Source organism: Allobosea sp. BE125 (genome assembly GCF_031456075.1).
Taxonomy (GTDB): Bacteria; Pseudomonadota; Alphaproteobacteria; order Rhizobiales; family Beijerinckiaceae; genus Allobosea.
This window is the reverse complement of the sequence record NZ_JAVDTY010000015.1, coordinates 139,802-161,012: the sequence shown is the minus strand read 5'-3', so window position 1 is coordinate 161,012 and position 21,211 is coordinate 139,802. Positions and strand designations below refer to the sequence as shown.

Here is a 21,211-nt window from a genome sequence, read left to right as displayed (position 1 = left end):
GACCACCCTATCTGGAATCGAAGCACCGGCATCGTCCATCCTCTCGCGCGCCTGATGCGGCCCTGGGCTGCATCGCGCCTTCGCCTATTTAGGGCTTTCCCGCGCCAAAACGAGAGGGCGTGCCGCAACGGTGGTCAAGATCGCCGGCGCATTCGGCGTGTCGCGATCAGCCGAAGACGTCGACGAACACCTGCGCCGCCTCGTCGGGCGCCTCGACATGCACGAAATGCCCGGCGCTCTCGCAGAAGGTGACCTTGGCCTCGTCGAAATGCTCCGGCACGAAAGCCGCCCATTCCGATTTCAGGATCGGGTCGTGCCGGCCCCAATGCACCCGCGTCGGCTGGTGGATCCGCACGGATGGCGGGGCGTGGCCATCGATCGCCGCCAGCCGCAACGCGTTCTGGCTGCGATACCAGTCGAACCCGCCGCGCAGATTGCCGGGCTTCATGAAATTGTCGACCCAGAGATCGAAGGCCGGCTCGAAGGCATCCTTGCGGTGGCACCAATGCGTCAGGAAATGCCCGAGATAGAGCGAGCAGGCCTCGCGGCTCGAACCCACCAGAGCCTCGGCCAGGCCAAGCTGCTGGAACGCCTGGTACCAGACCTCGTTGACATGCCCGTCATGGACCCAACGCCCACCGACGCTGGCCGTCGGGCAGTTGAAGAACAGCAAGCGCTCGACGGCTTGCGGATGCCGGCGTGCCAGCGCCTGCGCCGCATAGGCCCCCACATCATGGCCGACGACGCCGACGGAATCGAGATCCAGCGCATGCAGCAGCGCGGCCATGTCGTCGGCATGGCAATTGGCGCCGACATCGCTGCGCGGCCCCACCGTCTTGGCGCTGTCGCCGAAACCGCGCAGATCGGGCGCGATCAACCGGAACTCGCCATGCAGGCGATTGATCAGCGGCAACCAGGTCGCCCAGAACTCCGGCCAGCCATGCAGCAGCAGGACAGGCGGGCCATCGCCGATCTCGGCGACATGCAGCATGGTGTCGCGAACGGCGAGCTGGCGATGGCGCAGGCCCGGCGGGGCGGTGAAGTCGCTGGTCATGGCGTCTTTCTGGCGCAGGCAGTAACCTCAGGGTAATGCCGGCTCCGTCGCCGCCGCAATCGGCCGCGGAGCATGACGCCCCTGCAGCGTCGGTTCTCCACAGGCGCGGCAGGGGCGCGTTCGCCTCAATTTCCGGCGGTGCTCGCCGTCACGCCCGGATCGACCTTGAAGCTCGAGGCTTCGACCACGGCGGTGCCGATCATCGTCTTCACCGAAATGCGCACCGGGACCATCACACCCGTCCCCGCCACCGGCGCGAGCCAGACGCTGATGTCTTTGTTCTCGGCCATGAACTTGGTGCTGGGCCGCAGCGCCCTGTGGCCGGCGATCGGCACATAGCGCACCTGGCAGATCGCGACCGGGCCGCCATAACCCTCCAGCTTGACCTCCCGGGAGCCGGCATAGCTCATCTTGATGTCATAGCGGGCCGCACCGTCGAAGATCGGCAGCGTGCGGTTGCAGGCGCTCGCGCTGCCGCCCTTGCCGTCGACAGGCATCAGGAAGGCACTGAGCGGATCCAGGATATTGCGCTTGTGGCTGTCCACCAGGGCTACGCGGTCCGGCTTGAAGTCGATCGGCGGAACGATCTCGATCGCCTGGACATTGCCGCCGCCGAGCGCCATGCGCACGGTTCGGCTCTCGCTGGAGCTGGCGGAGCTGATCGCGAAGGTCGCCGGCATCGGCTTGCCGGCACTCATCGTGCCGGTCGCCGCGCCCGAGCCGCGTCCGCCGGTGAAACCGCCGACCAATCCCGTCAGCTTCGCCACGATGTCGAGCTTGTAGCCGCCGGAATCGACGCCACCGCTGAGATTGGCCGTGCCGAGCGTCAATCCCAGCAGCGAGACCTGGTATTTCGCGTCGAGCGAGGCGGCCTGCGCCGGCAGGCTGGCCGCCGCCAGCATCGCGACAAAGGACAACCCGGCCAGGGACGGCGCGATGGCGGGTTTCATCCGTTTCCTCCAAGCTTTGGATATGATTTGCAATGCACTGCGAATCGGTCTGAATCGTGACCTGTTTCGCGGCATTTGGCGAGCCGCGCGCCAGTCCGGCTTCTCGCTAGCGTCGCTGTTGGCCACGACGTGCCGATATCGGCGAGTTCTCCTTGACGCCGCCGCCCGCCTTGGCTATGGAACCGCGACTTCAATTTGACTTCCGGTGCTCATGTCCGGCACGTCGCGTGTCGGCATTTTTGTTTGAGCGAACCGGTTGCAGCAAGGAACGATGATATGGCCCGCCGTTGCGAACTGACCGGGAAAGGTACCCTGACCGGGCACCTCGTCAGCCACTCGAACCGCAAGACCAAGACGGTTTTCCGTCCCAACCTCGTGCAGGTCACGCTGCAGTCTGATGCACTGGGCCGTTCGGTTCGCCTGCGCGTCTCGGCCAATGCCCTGCGCACGGTCGACCATCGCGGCGGCCTCGACGCCTTCCTGGTCAAGGCTCCGGCCGCCGACCTTTCGGCTGGCGCCCTGACCCTGAAGCGCGACATCGAGAAGAAGCTCGCCACCGCCTGAGCGGGCTTGCTTTTCGGCTTGAATGAAGCGGCCGGAAGGCCGCTTTTTTCGTTTGGGCTGAGCCCCATCGTCATTGCGAGCGGAGCGAAGCAATCCAGGGGCCGTTGCGCTCTGCGATGCTGGATTGCTTCGCTCCGCTCGCAATGACGGTAGCGCCCCTCAAACCAGCTCGAATTCCAGCAGGATCGTCCGCTGCAGGAACGAGAAATTATCGTCCGAGATCAGGGTCAGGATGGTCTTGCCCTGCTCCAGATGGACGGACAAACCCTCCATATTATCGATCTCCTGGCCGAGATCGGCCTCGATCAGATAGGCTCCGTCGAGCATCGCTCCAGGCTTGATGCCTGCCCCCGCGATCCGGCGGATGCGCATGCCGACGCCGCGCAGCGGCCGATACCAGCGCTCCAGCACCAGCATGTCGCCACCAGGCAGGAAGGCGAGATCGGTGATGTCGAAGCCGTCATGGCGCGCGAGCTGGAACAGGCCCGGCTGCCGGCCGCCGAGGATGATGCCGAGCGTCGACTCGGTCTCGCCGCCCGAGCGCTCGGCGATGGCGACGAGCGCGCCCGCAAGCGGATGGCCGGCTGGCGCGACGCCGATCGCCTCCAGCCCGCGATTGCTCGGCAGGCGCTTGACCTCGCGCGGCACCGGCACGATGCGGGCGCGCGCCGCGACGCCGTCTTTCGCCCAGTCGAAGCGCAGCACGTCATGCGTCCGCTCGACGCCGATATAAGCGACACCGTCCGCGATCGTCAGGCTCTCCGTGTCGTAATAGCGCGAGCGGTGCAGCGGCTTGCCGGACGCCCCCAGGATGGGTGCAAGCTCCGCCCCGTCGAGCGCGACGATACGGCCGTCATGCGAGCGCGGCTTCGCCGTCAGCCAGAAGCCGTTATCGGTGATCGAGACCAGCTCGGCCCCGTCCGGCGAGCGCCACAGTCCGGAAAAACCGCCGAAGCGGGGATGGCTTGCCGTCAGGACGAGCCCGCCGCGGAAGTTCAACTGGCCGAAGCGTGCCTTCTCGGGGCTGCGCGGCTCGAACGCCTTGATCGGGCGCACCGAGATCGCGATCGGACTGCGGGTCTGTTCGGAGGATTGGGCGAGAGCGGGCGGAACGAGGCCGAGCGAGGATATGCCCGCTAGTGCTTGGCGACGAGTCAGACGCATCAGAGCAAGGCGATGACGGCGCGGGGAACCCCTCTCCTGTAAGGAGAGGGGCAGGGGTGAGGTGTAGGCCCCTGGACCAGTGTAGTGCCAACGTCACAGTGCCGCAGCGGTGAGGCCACGGCCCAAGCGTCAAACGGCCGACCCCTCACCCTGCCCTCTCCCTCCGGGAGAGGGTTCCCCGCGCCTGCCTCCCGGACGTTGCAGGTGATCGTCACTGCAGCCGCCGCGACCCGCGCGACTTGGTCGCGAGTCCGGCGTCCTCCTCGAAGAGCTCCGCCAGCTTCTCGGTCATGACGCCGCCAAGCTCCTCGGCATCGACGATGGTGACGGCGCGGCGGTAATAGCGCGTGACGTCATGGCCGATGCCGATGGCGATCAGCTCGACCGGCGAGCGCGTCTCGACCTCGGCGATGACATGGCGCAGATGCCGCTCGAGATAATTGCCGGCATTGACCGAAAGCGTGGAGTCGTCGACCGGCGCGCCGTCCGAGATCACCATCAGGATCTTGCGCTGCTCCGGACGCGCCAGCAGGCGCTTATGCGCCCAGTCCAGCGCCTCGCCGTCGATATTCTCCTTGAGCAGGCCCTCGCGCATCATCAGCCCGAGATTCTTGCGCGCCCGGCGCCAGGGCGCGTCCGCCGCCTTGTAGATGATGTGGCGCAGGTCATTGAGACGGCCGGGAGCCGCCGGCTTGCCCGATTGCAGCCAGGCCTCGCGCGAAAGCCCGCCCTTCCAGGCCCGCGTGGTGAAGCCCAAAAGCTCGACCTTGACGCCGCAGCGCTCCAGCGTGCGCGCCAGGATATCGGCGCAGGTCGCCGCGACCGTGATCGGCCGACCGCGCATCGAGCCGGAATTGTCGATCAGCAGCGTCACCACCGTATCGCGGAAATTCACGTCCGATTCCTGCCGGAAGGAGAGCGGCTGATAGGGATCGATGATGATGCGCGGCAGGCGGGCGGGGTCGAGCGCCCCCTCCTCCAGGTCGAACTGCCAGGAGCGGTTCTGCTGCGCCATCAGCCGGCGCTGCAAGCGGTTGGCAAGCCGCGCCACCACGCCCTGGAGATGGGCGAGCTGCTTGTCGAGATAGGCGCGCAGCCGCGTCAGCTCTTCGGCGTCGCAAAGCTCCTCGGCCGTGACGACCTCGTCGAATTTCTGCGTATAGGCCTTGTAGTCCGTCACCGGGCGGTCGTTCGGCTTGCCCTCGCGCGGACGCGGCGCTTCGCCGGCTTCCTCGGACTCGGAATTCTCGTCCTCGTCCTCCCAGTCGCCGGCCGGCGCGTCGGTCGCCTCGGAGGCGCCCTCCTGCAATTCCTCGGTCGCGTCGTCGCTGACCTCGACCTCGGAACGCTCGCCCTGGCTCTCCTGCTCGGCCTCGCCGTCCTGCTGCTGCTGTTCGTCGGAGGACTGGTCCTGGTTGTCCTCGTCCTGCTCGTCGTCCTGGCCCTGGCTGGTCTGCTCGGCCATGTCGAGCGAGGCCAGCATGTCGCGCACGGTCCGGGCGAAGGCGCGCTGATCCTCGACGGATTTCGCCAGACGGTCGAGATCGGCCCCGGCCTTGGCCTCGATCTGTTCGCGCCAGAGATCGACCAGCTTCTCGGCAGCCTTGGGCGGCCTCAGCCCCGTCAGGCGCTCGCGCACCATCAAGGCGAGCGCATCCTCCAGCGGCGCATCGGCGCGGTCGGTGATCTCCTCATAGCGCCCGCCGCGATGGTAGCGGTCCTCCAGCATGGCGGTGATGTTGCCGGCCATGCCGCTCATCCGGCGCGAACCGACGCATTCGACGCGCGACTGCTCGACCGCGTCGAACACGGCGCGCGCCGCATCGCCCTCGGGCGCGGCGCGGCGATGCACGGTCGCGTCATGGCAGGCCAGCCTGAGCGCCATCGAATCGGCATGGCCGCGCAGGATCGCGACATCCTGGGCGGTGAGCTTGCGCGGCGGCTCGGGCAGGCGGGCGCGCTCGCCGACGAGCGAGGGCTTATCGGCCGCGAAGACGATCTCCATCTCGGGCTTGCGCGCGATCGCCTTCATCGCGCCCGAAATCGCGCGCTTCAGCGGCTCCGCTGGCGCTTCCTTGGTCTGGCCGGGCTTGCGATTGGAGATGCTCATAGCGCCTTCGTGAAGTGATGAATGCGATGACCGGCTACGGGATAATCCTCCATCCGGCCGCATTCGCGATAGCCCAGCCGCGGATAGAAATCCGGCGCCTGCAGACTCATCGTGCTCAGATAGACACCGCGCGCGCCGTTATTGCGCGCAGTCTGTTCGGCTTGCGCCACCAGCGCCTCACCAAAGCCGGCGCCGCGATGCTCGCCGTCGATCCAGAGCAGGTCGACATGGAGCCATTCCCATTTCAGCTCGCCGACGAGGCCACCGACGATCGCCCCGCTCTCGTCGCGCAAGCTGATCGCGAGCGGTTTCGTATTACGCGGACCGATCTTCGCCTCGTTAAAAGCGGCCAGGCCGCGCAGAACCGCAGCGTGCGTCTCGTCCTGGTCCGGTTCGACGACGATCGCGACCATCTTCACTCCTAGCGCGAACGCCCGTCATACGGTGCCGACTGCAACTCGGCCGGCTCGACGCCGCTCAGGCAGCGCGCATTGATCGCGACCATCGGCGTGCCATCCGGCAAACCGGCGCGCGCGAAGGATTCGATGCCGCAACTCTCGCAGAACAGATGCTGGATCTTCTGCGTGTTGAAGCGGTACTCGGTCAGCGCATCCTCACCCTTCAGCAGGGTGAAGCTCTGCGCCGGACTGAAGGCCAGCACCGAGCCGCGGCGCTGGCAATAGGAGCAGTTGCAGGTGATCGTCTTGTCGAGATCGACTTCGACCTCATAGGCGACGCGGCCGCAATGGCAACTTCCCTCGTAGCGCGCGCTCGCCATAACTAGCCGCTCCTGTCAGCTGAGGACCACGTTCACCGCGCTCTCCGGCAGTTCCTTGCCGAAGGAGCGCTGGAAGAACTCGGCCACCAGCGTGCGCTCCATCTCGTCGCATTTGTTCAGGAACGTCACCCGGAAGGCGAAGCCGACATCGCCGAAGATCGCGGCATTCTCGGCCCAGGTGATCACGGTACGCGGGCTCATCACGGTCGAGAGATCGCCGTTCATGAAGGCGTTGCGGGTGAGATCGGCGACGCGGACCATCTTGTTGACGATGTCCTTGCCCTCTGGCGTGGCCTGATAGTGCTTCGACTTGGCGAGCACGATCGCGACTTCGTTGTCATGGGGCAGGTAGTTCAGCGTGGTCACGATCGACCAGCGGTCCATCTGGCCTTGGTTGATCTGCTGCGTGCCGTGATAGAGGCCCGACGTGTCGCCCAGGCCGACCGTATTGGCGGTGGCGAAGAGGCGGAAGCAAGGATGCGGGCGGATGACGCGCTTCTGGTCGAGCAGCGTCAGCTTGCCGGACTGCTCGAGCACGCGCTGGATCACGAACATCACATCGGGGCGGCCGGCGTCATACTCGTCGAAGACCAGCGCGATGTTGTTCTGCAAGGCCCAGGGCAGGATGCCGTCCTGGAACTCGGTGATCTGCTTGCCTTCCTTCAGCACGATCGCGTCCTTGCCGACGAGATCGAGCCGGGAGACGTGGCTGTCGAGGTTGACGCGCACGCAGGGCCAGTTCAGGCGAGCCGCGACCTGCTCGATATGGGTCGATTTGCCGGTGCCGTGATAGCCCGAGATCATCACACGGCGGTTATGCGCAAAACCGGCCAGGATCGCGATCGTGGTATCGCGGTCGAAGCGGTAATCCGGATCGAAATCGGGAACATGCGCCTCCGCCTTGGAATAGGCCGGCACTTCGAGGTCTGAATCAATCCCGAAGGTCTGACGCACCGACAACTTCATGTCGGGAAGGCCTTGGGCGGTCGTCGTCGTCATCTGGCTTGTCTCCGGGCATGGGACAGGTCCGGGAGAGGACCGGTTGTCCCAAGAGCCGACCGAAAAAGGGAGGCGTACGCTGTCTAACTAAAGCGAAAGACCGGCAGCGGCAATTCGCAAACCGCCAGGGCGGGAATTCCCGGCAGACATGTCGGATTCGCAACAGACGTGCCAGCAGGGTCGCCCATACGAAGAAACGGGCTAGCGCCGCTTATCGAGAAGCCGCGCCACGATGCCGCAAACCGCTTCCCCGCCGCTGCGGTCGATCGTCACGCCCGGCACGGGAGCATTTCGCAATGCGGATTCGACGGCCTGCGCCATGAAAAAAGGCGTGAGCTGAGTTTCACCATCCAGGCGCAGGCAACGCGCCAGCCCCGCCCGTTCCATCGCCTGCGCTCGTATCGCCTGCTCGGTCTCGTTGCCGGCGTCGAACGGCACGACGATCGCCGGCCGGCCGGCCGCCACGAGATCAAGCACCGTATTGTAGCCAGCCTGGCTGATCGACAGCGCACAGCCCGCGAGCAGCGCCGGAAAATCCGGCCGCGCCCATTCCACGGTCACATGAGCGGGCGCTGAATCCCGCAGACCGGCGAACGCTGCCTCGGATACGCCGCGCCCGACGAGAATGCGCCAGCCTCGTGCCGGACCAAGCAAGCCGGCGGCAGCCAGGCAGAGCTCAAACAGCGGCAGCGCAGCCGCCGAGCCGCCGCCGGAGACGATGATTTCAGCCTCCTCGTCATTGCAAGCGCAGCGAAGCAATCCAGCGTCTTGCTCTACGCCTCCTGGATTGCTTCGCTGCGCTCGCAATGACGGCTCAGCCAGATAGCCCGTGTAATGCAGCCGCCCGGCCAAGTCCGGCGACACCGGCCAGGATGCCTCCAGCGGCAGGAAGGCGGCATCGCCATGCACCAGCACGCCATCGAAATGGCTGGCGATGCGCTGCTCGGCCTCCGCGATCCGCTCAGTGCGCGGGGCGACCAGCACGTCACGGATCGAGGACAACACCAGAACCTGCGGATTCGCCGCCTTCGCCGCGGCAATCAGCCCCATGAACTCGCCGACGAGTTGCCGCCGCCCGAACGGAAAATGCTCGGTGACGACGACATCGGGTCGCAGCGACATCGCAAGACCGCTCAGCATCGCCTGCCGCGTCGTGCGACGGTCTGAATCGATCGGCTGCCCGGTCTCGTCGAGCAGATTACGGAAATCGACGCCCTCGACCTTGACCGGAGGAAGCTGCACGAAAGCGAAGGGCTCGTCCTGCCGCGCAGCCAGAGGCATGCCGCCGCTCGCCAGCGTCACCTCATGTCCAGCCCCGGCCAGCGCCCGCGCCAGATGCCGCGCCCGCACGAGATGGCCGCTGCCCAGGAGATGCGTCACGGCGATCAGGATACGCGGCATCAATCGCGCCCGCCTGATCGAACCGCACTCACGAGCTTCTGATGAATGCGGTCGAGCCCGGCTGCAGCCGAAAAATCCCGTGTCAGCCTTGCATGCGCCGCAGCGCCCAGCGCCGCACGCCGTTCCGGCGCCGTCGCAAGCTCAGCCATGGCCTGTGCCAGCGCGGCGACGTCGCCGGGCGCAACCAGCAGACCCTCGACACCATCGCTGACGAATTCGGGAATGCCGGCGAAATCCGTCGCGACGATCGGCAGCGCCTGGCTCGCCGCTTCCATCACGACATTGGGCAAGCCGTCGCGGTCGCCGTTATCGGCCTGCTTTGAAGGCAGCACGAAGAGATCGGCCTCGCGCAAGGCGGTGACGACCGCAGCCTGCGCCTGCGGCCCAACCCAGATGACGCGCTCCGACAGCCCGAGCACCTCGGCCAGTATTTTCAGCCCCTTCAACTTCTCGCCGCCGCCGATATGGGTCAAACGCCAATGCAGCGTGGCCGGCAAACGCGCCAGCGCCGACAGGAGATCGTCGAAGCCCTTCTTCTCGACCGCACGGCCAATCGTGATGAAGCGCACCGGATCGGCCGGATCGCTGCCATCGCGCCCCATGCGCGACGGCGGCGGCGGAAAGCGGGCGAGGTCGAGCCCATGATAGACCAGCGCGACCTTGTCGGCCCGGTCGCCGAGCCGCGCGAGCTCGGCATGGCCATCGCGCGTGCAGGTCACGCCCCAGGCGGCGGCAGCGAGTTTCTCGCGCTTCTCCCAATCCGGCGTCGTCCAGATATCCTTGGCATGGGCCGAAAACGACCAGCTCAACCGGCGCAGCAGCGCCGCATAGCGGATCACAGAGGCCGGCGTGTGCAGGTAATGCACATGCAGATGGCGGATGCCCGCCGGCAATTCATGCGCCATCACGCAGGCCTGGCCGAGCCGGCGCAGGCGGTTGCGCGTCGGATCGCGAACCAGGTCGCGCAGGAAGACGGCGGCGAGCCTGAACGCCCCCAGCCGTCTCAGCGCGCTCAGGGCGCCGCGCAGAACGCGGCGGGGATCGTCATGCAGATATTCCGGCAGATAAGTCACCGGCGCGGTGATCTGCTTGTGCATCAGATGGCGATCGGCGTCGGTGGGATGACGCAGCGACCAGATCGCGAAGGGCAGGCCGCGCTGCTGCAGCCCGAGCAACTCCTGGGCGATGAAAGTCTCCGACAGGCGTGGATAGCCCTTCATCGCGATCGCGACGAGCGGCTCGGGCACGGTGCTCATCGCGCGCCGATCAGCATGAAGCGCGTATAGTTCTTCGTCGGCAGCGCGCCGGCGAACCAGGTCTCGGACAGGTTCGCCTGCTCCTGGAACGCCTCGAGCGAGGCGACGCAGCTGCGGTGATCGGGCTCGCGAAAATAATCGTTCGATTGCAGCAGCAGGGGCAGGCCTGCCGGCAACGTTGCAAGCCAGGCCGGAACATCGTCGAGATGCTCGCAGCTGGTATTGATGACGAGGCCGGGCCGCCGCTCCTGCGCCGCGAAATCGAGGCCTGTCATGTCGGCGGTGACTGCGCGAAAACGCTTGGCCGCGACATGGCGATGGTTCAGCGTCTCGGCGACAGCGGCGCAGCCCGGATCGATATCGAGGCTCACGACCTCGCTGATCACCAACCGCGGCTCTTCCAGCAGCAGCGCGCCGAGCACGCCATACCAGGCGCCAAGCACCCAGACGGGACCGTCGGGACGCGACAAGGTCTCGGCCAGCATCTCGACCAGCCATTGCTTCGAGGCGATCTGCTTGTGATTGACGGCGATCGAGAGATCGACTGGGGCGCCCTTGCCGTAAAGCCGCGCGATGTCGGCGGCGACGGGATTGCGCGTCAGCGCCGCGACACCGCGCAGGATGTCGTGAAAGGCCTCCGAGGGCTCCTGGGTCATGCCGTCTCTGTCAAAGCGGGACAAAATCGGCGGGACCATAGGCAAGCCCGGGCGCAAAGGCCAGCCGCCGCCGCGGGCTCAGACCGGTGACTTCTTGGTGTTTTTCGGCGCGGTCGACTTGTCGGCCTTGGAGCTGCGGCCTCGCTTCGGGGGAGGCTGCGGCGCGGGCGCGGCTTCCTCCTGCACTGTGCCCGCCCCGGACAAGGGCTCTTGCTCGATGGCGACCTCGATGGCCCGCTCCTCCGGAGCAGCGGCCGGCTCCTGCAATCCTGTCGAATCCGTCTCGATGGCGGGAGCGGGCTCCTGATCATCGCCGTCGCGTTCGGCCAGTTCCGGAACGCTGGCGAAGCCATAGGCGGTCAGCGGCTTCTCGCGGCCCTTGATCGAAATCTTCAACGGCGTCGTGCCGCGATAGCCGCGGCCAGTAACGCGGATCGTCTCTTCCGACACGACGAGATCGGACAGCACGCGCCGCGTCGCCGATTCGAGCTGGCTTGCGATCATCACCGTCTCGCCGACCGTGATCTCGCGCCGGCCGAGGCTCTCGCTCTCGACGGAGCCGACGATCGCCTGGCCGGTGTGGATGCCAATGCCGATCCGCAGCGGCAAGGGCAATGCCGCCCCGTATTCACGGTTCAGCGCCTCGACGGCGCGCACGATGTCTCCGGCCGCGCTGATCGCGGCCTGGGCAGCGCGTGCCGGCGCGCCCTCCAGCCCGAACACCGCCATGAAGCCATCGCCGTAGAAGGCATCGATACGCCCGCCATGAGCGGCGATGGCCTGCGCCATCTCGTCAAAGAAACGGTTGAGCAGGCCGATCAGCTCCTGCGGCAATTGCCGTTCGGACAGGGCCGAGAAAGCGCGCAGATCGGCAACCATCACGGTCAGCCCGCGCTTGCCGGCCGACGCCTCGGGCTCGGTCGCGCGCGTGGCGGCGCCCAGCCGCGAGGCCAGAAGGATCTGGACCTGCAGATCGTCGCGCGGCCTGATCTGGCAGGCGAGGCGGACGCGGTCCGGCGCCGAGATCCGGCGCAGCAGCCTGGCCTCGTTGGGTCCGGGCGGCGGCAGCTTGTCGGCACCGTCAAGCACCAGCACGCGACAGGTCGCGCAGCGGGCCCTGCCGCCGCAGAGCGCCGCATGCGGAATGCCGAAGCGCCGGAACATCTCCAGCACGGTCAGCCCCGGCGTGAGCTTGCGCACACCATGGCCGACGAAGCGCACGGTGATGTGGCGGGTGGTGCGAACCCTGATCTCGCGGATCGCGACGAAGCCGACGAAGCAGCCGACGAGGCCGTAGAACGCCGTTTTCGCCCAGATCACGTTCTGGTTGAACATGGTGATCGCCGAGTCCGAATAGGTCTCGGGCGGCAGCTGCATGTGCCCAGCTTCACGCGCGGCAACGGCAAAACCGATCAGCGCCAGGATCGGCAGCAGGATCGCGGCCAGCATGAACGGGTCGCGCCAATGCTGATAGCTCTCGCGCGAGCGCAGCGAGAAATGCAGGCCGATGATGCCATGCGTCCAGACCAGCAGCAGCAGGATGCTTTGCGAAAACGCCAGGTTCGGCCAGAGCCGGCGCAGCACCGCGTGATAGCTCTCGTCGAGATTGAAGAACGTGCCCATCACCCGCGTCCCGACGATATGATCGACGAGGAAGAACGGGATCATGACGCCCAGGCCGATCTGCAGCATTTCGCGCGCCGGCATCTTGAAGGTGCGGCGCTGCGCCACCCGCAGCAGCGCAAACAGCGGATGCACGATCAGCGAGGCGTAAAGTGCAACCGTACCCGGCCAGGAATGCCAGAACCCATAGCGCCAGTTCTGCATGGCCTCCATCACCTCGAGCCCTGCGATGCCGGAAGCATGGTTGAGGAAATGCGTCGCCGCGAAAGCGAGCAGCACCATGCCCGATGCGAAGCGGATGTCACGGCTCCAGGACGAGACCTGGTCCATGCCCGCTCCGAAACCCGCGCCTTGCCTGTTGGTACCTGCCGTCGAAGGCAAACTCATGCCGCTACCCGCCTCATCAATGGACTTTCTCGTTGTGCAGCACGAAATCGGCCAGGCGATACAGCCGCGCAGCAAGATCACGCGACAGGGCTATGCTGAAATCGGGAATCGTCTCCAGCAGTTCGAAAAACAGGTCTTTCGGCAACCGCAGCGTGCTGACATCGCTCTTGGCGGTAACCTCGCCGACATAGGACTGGCCGCAGAGGATGGGCACGTCGCCGATGATGCTGCCCGAGGCCAGCAGGAAGCGCTTGCTGCGTCCGTCGCTACGCTCATGCGAGATCTCGACCTCGCCTTCGAGAACGACATAGACGCCTTCCGGCATCTCTCCTTCGGCAATGATCCGCGCGCCCGCATCGAAATGCAGCCGCTCGCCCATCAGCGCCACGAGCTTCAGCCGGGGCCCGGGAAGCGAACGAAACAGCGGCAGCCTGCGCAGGCATGTGATGTCGGTTTCGAGCGTCATGGTCGCGCCTCCAGCCGTTCGGCATCCTGACGCAGCGGCAGCTCTGCCGCGACTTCGTCCTCGCCGTCCCGGTCATCGTCCTCAATCACGCCAGACGGTCCGCTGAACACGACCCGCGGCGAGATCCCCGCTGAAAGACTAGCATCCCCAAGAAGAAGGAACAGTGTCATGCCGGCGCAATGTTCGCGCAGCCGGGCGATCAGCGCCTCAGGTTCCGGGCTGGTCGCGAGCAGCGCCGCGACATCGAGCACTGCGATCTGCGGCGCCTTGATCAGGGCCTGCGCCAGAGGCACCGCAAGCTTGAGACGCGCGGGCAGGAAGCGCCCGCGAATGCCGCAATCGGTGTTGAGGCCGATCCGGTAGAGATCGCCGTCGAGGCCCGCCCGCGCCAATGCGGCCCGCACGATTCCCGCGACCTTCTTGCGCGCATCGGCGATGCCGTAGCCGATGCGGCCGAACATCAGATTGTCGCGCAGGCTCGCGCCCAGCATCACCTTGCCGGGATCGTAGAAGTCGACGTCATGGACGGCATCCGCCGGCAGATGAGCCTTGAAGCTCGCCCGCGCCCGCATAATCCGCCGCCGCAGCCGGTCGTCGAGCAGATTCAGCCGGTGTTTCGGCTCGATGTAGCCGAGCGCGAGCGCCAGCAGATCGCGCTCCGTCTCGGAATCGAGCGGCGCGCGCATGTCCTGCTTGCTCAAGGTCGCAGAGAGTTCGGTCAGTCGCTCCATGCCGAAACCCGCGCCGAAGGAATAGCGCTCGAACAGGGCGTGGCCCTGCGGCAGGCCTTCGAAGATTTCGACCACCGTCGCCACGATACGCGAGCCGACCTCGATCAGCGGCGCGACCAGCGCCTCCGCCGCCAGGATGGCATGGGCATAAGGCTCGAACAGCAGCGTCTCGTTGGCGAAGCGCTGCGTCCGTCGCGCACCGAAGATCAGGTTCTCGGCGACCGTCGCATTGGCGTTGTAGCGCTGCGGGTCGAAGGTCTCGATCAGCCCGGTGAGCTTGCTGCGGCCGAGTTCTTCCGCAACGGCACCCCGCGCCTGGACGATCCGCTCCTTGGCGTTCTCGTTCAGAGAGGCCAGCACCTTGCCGTCGAGGCCAAGCTCGTAAACGTCCTCGGCGCAGCCCAGCACCTCGAGCACATCCTTGATGTGCTCCTCCAGCGAGGCGGCGTCGCTCACTCCCGCGCCCTCATAGTCGGTCCAGTCAGCGGCGAAGGAAAACGGCGTGTTGCCGGAGCGGATCGACTCCATGAAGACCCGGTGATCCTCCTGGCTGACCTTGCCGGTCGGCTTCATGCTCGGCCGGCGTCGCTTCAGCGGCAGCAGGATGTTGTCGCGCAGCGTGCCGGCGATGATCTCGGCCTCGTTGCCGGCATAGCCGATCATGTGGCTCGCGCGCTCGACCGACATCCGGGCGAGATTGTTCGCATCGATCATGACACGTCCGGAATAGGCCATGGCCTGACGCCCGAGGATGCGGCCCAGGACCTCGCGCGCCCCGCCATGGGGGCCGATGACCGCGACTGTGCCCGGCCGCTGCAGGCGCAGCGTCAAGGGTGACAGCAAGGGTTGGCCGCGATTATCGAGCATCTGCACGGCCTCGAGCCGGATCTGTCCCGTCTCAGGCAGGGGTTTCACCCCGTCGACCTCGTCCAGCACGACCGCCTCGTCGGTGTTGAACTGGGCGATGACCTGTTCGTATTTGATCGTGACGTCGTTGCGCTGCTGGTCCCAGTCGATCAGCTCCTTGATCGGGGGCGGCAGGTCGCGATAGGCGGCGATGACAGCCACGAGCTGGCCGATATCGAGCCTGCCCTGCAGCGCGAAGAAGCCGCCCACCGCATAGAAGAAGAACGGCGTGATCTGGGCCAGGAGGTTGTTCAGGAACTTGACCGCGAATTTGCGCTTGTAGAGCGCGTAGCGGATGTCGAAGAGCTTTCCCAGCCGGCCGGCGATGTCCGACTGCACATAATTCGTCGCGCCATGGCCCTGGATCGTCGGCCCGGCGTCGACGATCTCGCCGATGCGCCCGGCGAGCTGGCGCGACTCGATCTGGCGCTGGCGGCCGAGCCTGAGCTGCTCCTTGCGCAGGATCGGGATGATGATCGCCTGCATCAGCACGATCACCAGCGCGATCGAGCCGAGCCACATGCTCTGCGCCATGATGAAGACCAGCGCCGTCAGTGCCTGGCTCAGCAGGAAGACGGGCTGGATGAAGGCCTCGCCGACGAAGCCGCCGATCGGCTCGACCTCGTCCTTGATCATGCTGGCGACCTCGGCGGGCTTGACCGCGCGGATCTCCTCGGGCCGGAAGCGCATGAGCTGGCTGAACAGGTCGTAGCGCATGCGCCTGAGCATGCGCTCGCCGAGAATGCCCTTGCGCAGGTTGATGACGTATTTGAACGCGCCGTTGATCAGCACCAGCGCCAGGAAATATCCGCTCAGCCCGAACAGCAATCCGAGCTGGCCGACCTGGAAGCCCTCGAACAATTTGTAGCTGGCGCCACCGAGCCAGCCCGGCATGTGCAGCGTGAAGTCCAGCAGCGTCGCGGTGGTCTTGCCGTTCTTGAAAGCGCCGCCCTGGATCGCATCGTTGACGATGCGCTTGGGCACATCGAACGACGCCCAATAGAAAGTGATCGAGACGAGGATGATGAGCAGGACGATAATCTGATCGCCGCGACTCTTCTGCCAGACATAACGGAAGAGGTTGGTCTCCAACGGCGATCCTGTCCGGCGGGCGGCGCCCGTCTTCTCATCTTCTGCCCCCCATATGTGGTCAGCCTCTGTCCCAGTGCAATGTGGCCGCGCCATGCGGGCGGCGCTTGCCCCGGCAATGCGGCCATGTTTCGATCACGATCTAGTGGAGGAGTTCGATGAGGCTGGGTTCGATCGACCGGGCGTGCCGGCTGCTGTGCCTTGCGCTGGCGCTTGGCGGCGTGGGCTGGACGGTGCGCGCCGAGAATGCCGGCGACCCTGCCCGGCTCCTCCTGAGGGACGATTTCGAGGCCGGCCATTTCGCAGCCAGAGGCGGGCTCTACTACAAGGACAATGCCGAGCAGCGCGGCGGGCGCGTCATCTTCCAGGACAGGAATGTCCGCAATGGCCGCGGCGCGCTCACCTTGTCCGTCGCGCCCTCCTGTCCCGAGACCGCCGATAATTGCAGCGAGCGGGCGGAGATCTGGGAGACCCCGGAGGTCCTCGCCGGCTATGACCAGACGGTCTGGTACGGCTTTGCCTTGTTCATGGACGATCCGCTGCCACAGGATGACGGCCGTTACGTCATGGCGCAATGGAAACGCGAGATCATCCCCGGCGCGGATGGCGACTATTCGCCCTTCATGGCGCTCAGGCTCTATGAGGGCCATCTCGGCGTCACCATCGAAACCGACATGATCGAGACCTTTCCGATCGGCGGCCCGGCCCGGCCGAAGGGCTGCCTTCCCGGAGAAGCCCTGGCCGTGAACCGCGCGGCGGCGCGCCAGACGCGGGCCCTCGTCTCGATCGAGAGCGGTATGACGCCCGCGAACTACCCGGCCTATTTCGATTCCTGCGCGCCAGGCATCATGGTGACGCGCCATGCCGATCTGCCTTCCGCCCAGAAGGGCTGGATCGACTTCGTGTTCCGCTCGAGCCCGGGGCCAACCGGCGGCGGGCATGTCGAAATCATAGCCGACGGCGTGCACGTCGCCACCGTCAAGGGCCATATCGGCCATAGCGGACCCGGCCTCGACAAGAACCAGTACTTCAAGTTCGGGCCCTACCGCGCGCCCACCCCGCAAAGCTGGAGCCTGACCTTCGACGACTTTCGGCGCGGGCCGCGTTGTGCGGACGTCATCCGTTCCGGGCAGTGTCCCGCGGAATGAAGCTGTGTCAAAAGCCATTGGCAACACGGCGCTTTCAACGTCTAGTGATCGCACTTGGACGTAAGGCAACATCGGCAGCCAATCGGCGTTAGTGACGTATGGATATCCTGCGGGTCAGCGATCTACGCATCGGCTTCACGATTCACGGGCTTGCTCGCGATGTCGTGAAGGGCGTCAGCCTGCGCGTGCCGCCCGGCAAAACGGTTGCGCTCGTCGGCGAGTCCGGCTCCGGCAAATCGGTGATCTCGCAGGCGATCATGGGGCTGCTGCCCCGCGCCGGTGCGATCACGGGCGGCGAGATCCTGTTCCGCGATCCGCTGACGCCGGGCGCCTCGATCGACATTGCCGGACTGCCCTCGGAAGGGCGCGAAATCCGGGCGCTGCGCGGCGGGCGCATCGGCATGATCTTTCAGGAGCCGATGTCCTCGCTCTCGCCGGTGCACACCATCGGCAACCAGATCGAGGAAGCCCTGCAGCTGCACCGGCCGACGCCCAAGGCGCAGGCGCGCGAATTGATCGAGATCATGCTGAAGCGCGTCGGCTTCAAGGACCCGCATCGCGCCTTCGGCTTCTACCCCTTCGAGCTTTCGGGCGGCCTGCGCCAGCGCGCCATGCTCGCCATGGCGCTGATCTGCCAGCCGGCCTTGCTGATCGCCGACGAGCCGACGACAGCGCTCGACGTCACCATCCAGGCCCAGGTGCTCGACCTGATGCGCGATCTCCAGGCCGAAATGGGCATGGCTATCCTGCTGATCACCCATGATCTCGGCGTCGTCGCCAACATGGCCGACGAGGTCGTGGTGATCTACCATGGCGAGATCATGGAGAGCGGCCCGGTCGAGGACATCTTCCGCCGGCCGCGCCACCCCTATCTCAAGGCCCTGCTCAAGGCCTCGCCGCATTTCGACATGCAGGAGGGCGAGCGCCTCGTCGCCTTGCGCGAGGCAAGGACGCGCCCCGTCGTCGCATCAAGGCCCGCCGCGCCGAAGAATGCGGCCCCGCTGCTCAGCGTGAGCAATCTGCGCAAGACCTACACGACAGGTTCGCGGAAGTTCTTCAGCAAGGGCACGCTCTCGACCGTCGTCGCGGTCGACGATGTCAGCTTTGAGATCAGGCGCGGCGAATGCCTCGGCCTCGTCGGCGAGAGCGGCTGCGGCAAGACCACCGTCAGCAAGATCATCATGCGGGCGGTGACGCCCGATGAGGGCAGCATCGCCTTCGATGACGGCCGGGCCCACACCGATGTGCTGGGGCTGCAGGGCGAGGCGCTGCGCGCCTTCAGGCCGAGGGTCCAGATGATCTTCCAGGATCCGGTCTCGTCGCTGTCGCCGCGCATGACCGTGATGAACATCCTGCGCGAGCCGCTGGTCGTCCACGAACGTGGTGAAGGGGCCGAGCAGACCGCCCGCGTCAAGGCGCTGATGGAGGATGTCGGGCTCGATCCGCGCTTCCTCAACCGCTATCCGCATTCCTTTTCCGGTGGCCAGCGCCAGCGCATCGGCATTGCGCGCGCGCTTGCGCTCGATCCCGATCTCATCATCTGCGACGAGCCCGTCTCGGCGCTCGATGTCTCCGTCCAGGCCCAGATCCTCAACCTGCTCAAGGATCTGCAGGCCGAGCGCGGCCTGACCTTCCTGTTCATCTCGCACAACCTCGCGGTGGTGAACTACATGGCCGACCGCATCGCCGTGATGGCCAATGGCCGTATCGTCGAGATCGCGCCACGCCACACGCTGTTCACCAATCCGGTGCATCCCTATACCAAGGCGCTGCTCAAATCGGTGCCCTTCGCCGATCTCGACCGCAAGCTCAACTTCAAATTGGTCGCGCCTGGCGGCGCCTCCGATTCCACGCATTGGGCACCTGCCTTCAGGCAGGAAGAGAACGGCCCGGCGCTGGCGCATCTGTCGCTCGGCGACGGGCATTTCGTTCTCGCGCAGGCCGGCGCATCCGTCCGGGAGGTGGCCTGATGAACGGCTTTTCGCGCAAGCCCACGCGCCGAGCGGCACTCGCGCTCGGCTCCGCCGCCATCGCAGCAGTGGGCCTGCCGCGCCTGGCGCTCGGCCAGCCGCAGACGCCACTGACGCTGGTCGACAGCCCCTTCTTCGCCAAGCAGGTCGCGGACGGCACGCTGCCGCCCGTCGTCCAGCGCGCGCCAAGCTCTCCTCGCATCATCGCGGTGTCAGGAGACGGGCGCGAAGCAGGCCGCCATGGCGGTACGATGCGCATGCTGATGGGCGACCAGCGCGACATCCGCATGATGACGATCTACGGCTATGCCCGCCTCATCGTCTATGACGACAATCTCGAGCTCGCCACCGATATCCTCGAGGGTTTCGATGTCGAGGATGGGCGCATCTTCACGCTGAAACTGCGCCCCGGCCACCGCTGGTCGGACGGCTCGCCCTTCACCACCGAGGATTTCCGCTATTGGTGGGAGGATGTCGCCAACAACAAGCGGCTTTCACCGGGCGGGCCACCCCAGGCGCTCATTGCCGCCGGCAAGACGCCGACCGTCGAGGTGCTGTCGCCGACCGAGATCCGCTTTAGCTGGGAGGCGCCGAACCCGGTCTTCCTGCCTTCGCTCGCAGGCGCACAGCCGGCCTATATCTACATGCCCTCGGGCTATCTGAAGCAGTTCCACGAGCGCTATGCCGACAAGGCCACGCTCTCCTCGCGCGTCAAAAGCGCGCGGGTAAAGGACTGGGGTTCGCTGCATGAACGCATGTCGCGGATGTACCGGCCGGAGAACCCCGAGCTGCCGACGCTCGACCCCTGGCGCAACACCACGCCGCTGCCGGCCGAGCAGTTCACCTTCCTGCGCAACGCCTATTTCCACCGCATCGACCAGAACGGTTTGCAACTGCCCTATGTCGACCAGGTGACGCTGACGATCGGCACCAACTCGCTGATCCCCGCCAAGACCGCCGCCGGCGAGAGCGATCTGCAGGCCCGCTATATCCGCTTCGACAACTACACTTTCCTCAAGGACGCCTCGAAGCGGATGAACATCGACGTCAAGCTGTGGAAGCGGGCGGAAGGCGCCTGGTTCGCATTGATGCCGAACCTCAACGCCATCGACCCGGTCTGGCGCGACCTCAACCGCGATGTCCGCTATCGTCGCGCGCTCTCGGTGGCGATCAATCGCAAGGACGTCAACAAGGTCATCTTCTTCGGCCTGGCCAAGGAGAGCGGCAACACCGCCTTGCCCGAAAGCCCGCTCTACGACGCCAAGCAGGCGGGGTTGTGGATGGAGCAGGACAAGGCGCTGGCCAACCGCCTGCTCGACGAGATCGGGCTGGTGAAGCGTGATCTCGAAGGCATCCGCCTGCTGCCGGATGGGCGCCGCCTCGAATTCACCGTCGAAACGTCAGGCGAAAGCACCGAGGAGACCGACATCCTCGACCTGATCAAGCAGGATCTGGTCGCAGTCGGGGTCAAGATCTATCCCCGCTCGACGCAGCGCGACGTCTTCCGTCGCCGTATCCTGGCCGGTCAGACCATCATGTCCGCCTGGGTCGGCATGGATAATGCCCTGGTCGCTCCCGAGATGGAGCCCGATGCGCTGGCGCCTACATCCGCCTCGCAGTTCAACTGGCCGCGCTGGGGCCAGTTCCTGGAGAGCAGCGGCCGCGAGGGCGAGGAACCCGACATGCCCGAGGTCAAGGAACTCGTCAGGCTCTATCACGCCTGGCGCCGCAGCGCGACGCATGAGCAGCGCCGGCAGATCTGGCGCGACATGCTCAGGATCAACGCCGAACAGCTCTTCACCATCGGCGTCATCAACGGCACGCTGCAGCCGGTCGTGGTCTCGCGCACCTTGCGCAACGTGCCCGACAAGGGGCTCTACAGCTTCGAGCCCGGTGCCTTCTTCGGCCGCTACATGCCCGACACCTTCTGGTTCGACCCGAGCAAGGCGCAGGTCTGAG

17 protein-coding genes are annotated in these 21,211 nt (G+C 66.0%); 4 read left to right on the top strand and 13 right to left on the bottom strand.

What is annotated here, in order from left to right; translation table 11 throughout:
- Positions 1–166: 166 nt before the first annotated feature.
- Positions 167–1,054, bottom strand: a complete 888-nt coding sequence (locus J2Y55_RS27140; RefSeq protein WP_310159632.1) for an alpha/beta fold hydrolase — start codon at positions 1,052–1,054, stop codon at positions 167–169.
- A 125-nt stretch (positions 1,055–1,179) separates the two neighbouring features.
- Positions 1,180–2,004: a DUF3108 domain-containing protein gene (locus tag J2Y55_RS27135; protein WP_310159631.1), complete on the bottom strand. Its 825-nt coding sequence runs from the start codon at positions 2,002–2,004 to the stop codon at positions 1,180–1,182.
- 276 nt (positions 2,005–2,280) lie between these two features.
- Here J2Y55_RS27135 and rpmB point away from each other — a divergent pair, with 276 nt between their 5' ends.
- A complete protein-coding gene (rpmB, locus tag J2Y55_RS27130) occupies positions 2,281–2,568 on the top strand; it encodes a 50S ribosomal protein L28 (protein ID WP_103718345.1) in 288 nt (95 codons plus the stop codon).
- 159 nt (positions 2,569–2,727) lie between these two features.
- Here the strand turns inward: rpmB and J2Y55_RS27125 are convergent, their stop codons facing one another.
- The 11 genes from J2Y55_RS27125 to J2Y55_RS27075 all read right to left on the bottom strand — a co-directional run bounded on the left by J2Y55_RS27125 (position 2,728) and on the right by J2Y55_RS27075 (position 16,137).
- Positions 2,728–3,732: an esterase-like activity of phytase family protein gene (locus J2Y55_RS27125; protein ID WP_310159630.1), complete on the bottom strand. Its 1,005-nt coding sequence runs from the start codon at positions 3,730–3,732 to the stop codon at positions 2,728–2,730.
- Positions 3,733–3,943: 211 nt separating this feature from the next.
- Positions 3,944–5,842 (bottom strand): cobaltochelatase subunit CobT, encoded by a 1,899-nt coding sequence (gene cobT, locus J2Y55_RS27120; protein ID WP_310159629.1) that lies wholly within the window; start codon positions 5,840–5,842, stop codon positions 3,944–3,946.
- A complete protein-coding gene (locus J2Y55_RS27115; protein ID WP_310159628.1) occupies positions 5,839–6,255 on the bottom strand; it encodes a GNAT family N-acetyltransferase in 417 nt (138 codons plus the stop codon). Before J2Y55_RS27115 ends, cobT begins: the two co-directional genes overlap by 4 nt.
- 8 nt (positions 6,256–6,263) lie before the next feature.
- Positions 6,264–6,620: a GFA family protein gene (locus J2Y55_RS27110; RefSeq protein WP_310159627.1), complete on the bottom strand. Its 357-nt coding sequence runs from the start codon at positions 6,618–6,620 to the stop codon at positions 6,264–6,266.
- A gap of 15 nt (positions 6,621–6,635) precedes the next feature.
- The gene (gene cobS, locus J2Y55_RS27105; RefSeq protein WP_310159625.1) at positions 6,636–7,619 is read right to left on the bottom strand and encodes a cobaltochelatase subunit CobS; all 984 of its coding nucleotides are present in this window, start codon (positions 7,617–7,619) and stop codon (positions 6,636–6,638) included.
- Positions 7,620–7,820: 201 nt separating this feature from the next.
- Entirely contained in the window at positions 7,821–9,020 is a 1,200-nt protein-coding gene (locus J2Y55_RS27100; RefSeq protein WP_310159623.1) for a glycosyltransferase family protein, read from the bottom strand.
- A complete protein-coding gene (locus tag J2Y55_RS27095; protein ID WP_310159621.1) occupies positions 9,020–10,276 on the bottom strand; it encodes a glycosyltransferase in 1,257 nt (418 codons plus the stop codon). Before J2Y55_RS27095 ends, J2Y55_RS27100 begins: the two co-directional genes overlap by 1 nt.
- Positions 10,273–10,932, bottom strand: coding sequence for a class I SAM-dependent methyltransferase (locus tag J2Y55_RS27090; protein WP_310159620.1), 660 nt, complete (start codon positions 10,930–10,932; stop codon positions 10,273–10,275). The genes J2Y55_RS27095 and J2Y55_RS27090 overlap by 4 nt, the downstream gene beginning before the upstream one ends.
- Positions 10,933–11,010: 78 nt before the next feature.
- Positions 11,011–12,885: an adenylate/guanylate cyclase domain-containing protein gene (locus tag J2Y55_RS27085; protein ID WP_310159618.1), complete on the bottom strand. Its 1,875-nt coding sequence runs from the start codon at positions 12,883–12,885 to the stop codon at positions 11,011–11,013.
- Between the two features lie 73 nt (positions 12,886–12,958).
- On the bottom strand, positions 12,959–13,408 hold the full coding sequence (locus J2Y55_RS27080; RefSeq protein ID WP_092171696.1) for a cyclic nucleotide-binding domain-containing protein: 450 nt from the start codon (positions 13,406–13,408) through the stop codon (positions 12,959–12,961).
- Positions 13,405–16,137, bottom strand: coding sequence for an ABC transporter transmembrane domain-containing protein (locus J2Y55_RS27075; RefSeq protein ID WP_310159616.1), 2,733 nt, complete (start codon positions 16,135–16,137; stop codon positions 13,405–13,407). Before J2Y55_RS27075 ends, J2Y55_RS27080 begins: the two co-directional genes overlap by 4 nt.
- A 155-nt stretch (positions 16,138–16,292) precedes the next feature.
- On the opposite strand from J2Y55_RS27075, the gene J2Y55_RS27070 reads away from it, so the two are divergent.
- The 3 genes from J2Y55_RS27070 (at position 16,293) to J2Y55_RS27060 (ending at position 21,210) form a co-directional block, all read left to right on the top strand.
- Positions 16,293–17,282: a heparin lyase I family protein gene (locus tag J2Y55_RS27070; RefSeq protein ID WP_310159613.1), complete on the top strand. Its 990-nt coding sequence runs from the start codon at positions 16,293–16,295 to the stop codon at positions 17,280–17,282.
- Positions 17,283–17,380: 98 nt separating this feature from the next.
- Entirely contained in the window at positions 17,381–19,252 is a 1,872-nt protein-coding gene (locus tag J2Y55_RS27065) for an ABC transporter ATP-binding protein (RefSeq protein WP_310159612.1), read from the top strand.
- Positions 19,252–21,210, top strand: a complete 1,959-nt coding sequence (locus tag J2Y55_RS27060) for an ABC transporter substrate-binding protein (RefSeq protein ID WP_310159611.1) — start codon at positions 19,252–19,254, stop codon at positions 21,208–21,210. Before J2Y55_RS27065 ends, J2Y55_RS27060 begins: the two co-directional genes overlap by 1 nt.
- Position 21,211 lies beyond the last annotated feature (1 nt).

What these genes read in the sequence shown, in the direction of transcription:
- J2Y55_RS27060 (WP_310159611.1), top strand. Translation starts at nt 19,252, where the DNA reads ATGAACGGCTTTTCGCGCAAGCCCACGCGCCGAGCGGCACTCGCGCTC.
- J2Y55_RS27110 (WP_310159627.1), bottom strand. Translation starts at nt 6,620, where the DNA reads ATGGCGAGCGCGCGCTACGAGGGAAGTTGCCATTGCGGCCGCGTCGCC.
- rpmB (WP_103718345.1), top strand. Translation starts at nt 2,281, where the DNA reads ATGGCCCGCCGTTGCGAACTGACCGGGAAAGGTACCCTGACCGGGCAC.
- J2Y55_RS27080 (WP_092171696.1), bottom strand. Translation starts at nt 13,408, where the DNA reads ATGACGCTCGAAACCGACATCACATGCCTGCGCAGGCTGCCGCTGTTT.
- J2Y55_RS27140 (WP_310159632.1), bottom strand. Translation starts at nt 1,054, where the DNA reads ATGACCAGCGACTTCACCGCCCCGCCGGGCCTGCGCCATCGCCAGCTC.
- J2Y55_RS27085 (WP_310159618.1), bottom strand. Translation starts at nt 12,885, where the DNA reads ATGGACCAGGTCTCGTCCTGGAGCCGTGACATCCGCTTCGCATCGGGC.
- J2Y55_RS27070 (WP_310159613.1), top strand. Translation starts at nt 16,293, where the DNA reads ATGAGGCTGGGTTCGATCGACCGGGCGTGCCGGCTGCTGTGCCTTGCG.
- J2Y55_RS27100 (WP_310159623.1), bottom strand. Translation starts at nt 9,020, where the DNA reads ATGCCGCGTATCCTGATCGCCGTGACGCATCTCCTGGGCAGCGGCCAT.
- J2Y55_RS27065 (WP_310159612.1), top strand. Translation starts at nt 17,381, where the DNA reads ATGGATATCCTGCGGGTCAGCGATCTACGCATCGGCTTCACGATTCAC.
- J2Y55_RS27115 (WP_310159628.1), bottom strand. Translation starts at nt 6,255, where the DNA reads ATGGTCGCGATCGTCGTCGAACCGGACCAGGACGAGACGCACGCTGCG.
- cobT (WP_310159629.1), bottom strand. Translation starts at nt 5,842, where the DNA reads ATGAGCATCTCCAATCGCAAGCCCGGCCAGACCAAGGAAGCGCCAGCG.
- J2Y55_RS27135 (WP_310159631.1), bottom strand. Translation starts at nt 2,004, where the DNA reads ATGAAACCCGCCATCGCGCCGTCCCTGGCCGGGTTGTCCTTTGTCGCG.
- J2Y55_RS27095 (WP_310159621.1), bottom strand. Translation starts at nt 10,276, where the DNA reads ATGAGCACCGTGCCCGAGCCGCTCGTCGCGATCGCGATGAAGGGCTAT.
- J2Y55_RS27090 (WP_310159620.1), bottom strand. Translation starts at nt 10,932, where the DNA reads ATGACCCAGGAGCCCTCGGAGGCCTTTCACGACATCCTGCGCGGTGTC.
- cobS (WP_310159625.1), bottom strand. Translation starts at nt 7,619, where the DNA reads ATGACGACGACGACCGCCCAAGGCCTTCCCGACATGAAGTTGTCGGTG.
- J2Y55_RS27125 (WP_310159630.1), bottom strand. Translation starts at nt 3,732, where the DNA reads ATGCGTCTGACTCGTCGCCAAGCACTAGCGGGCATATCCTCGCTCGGC.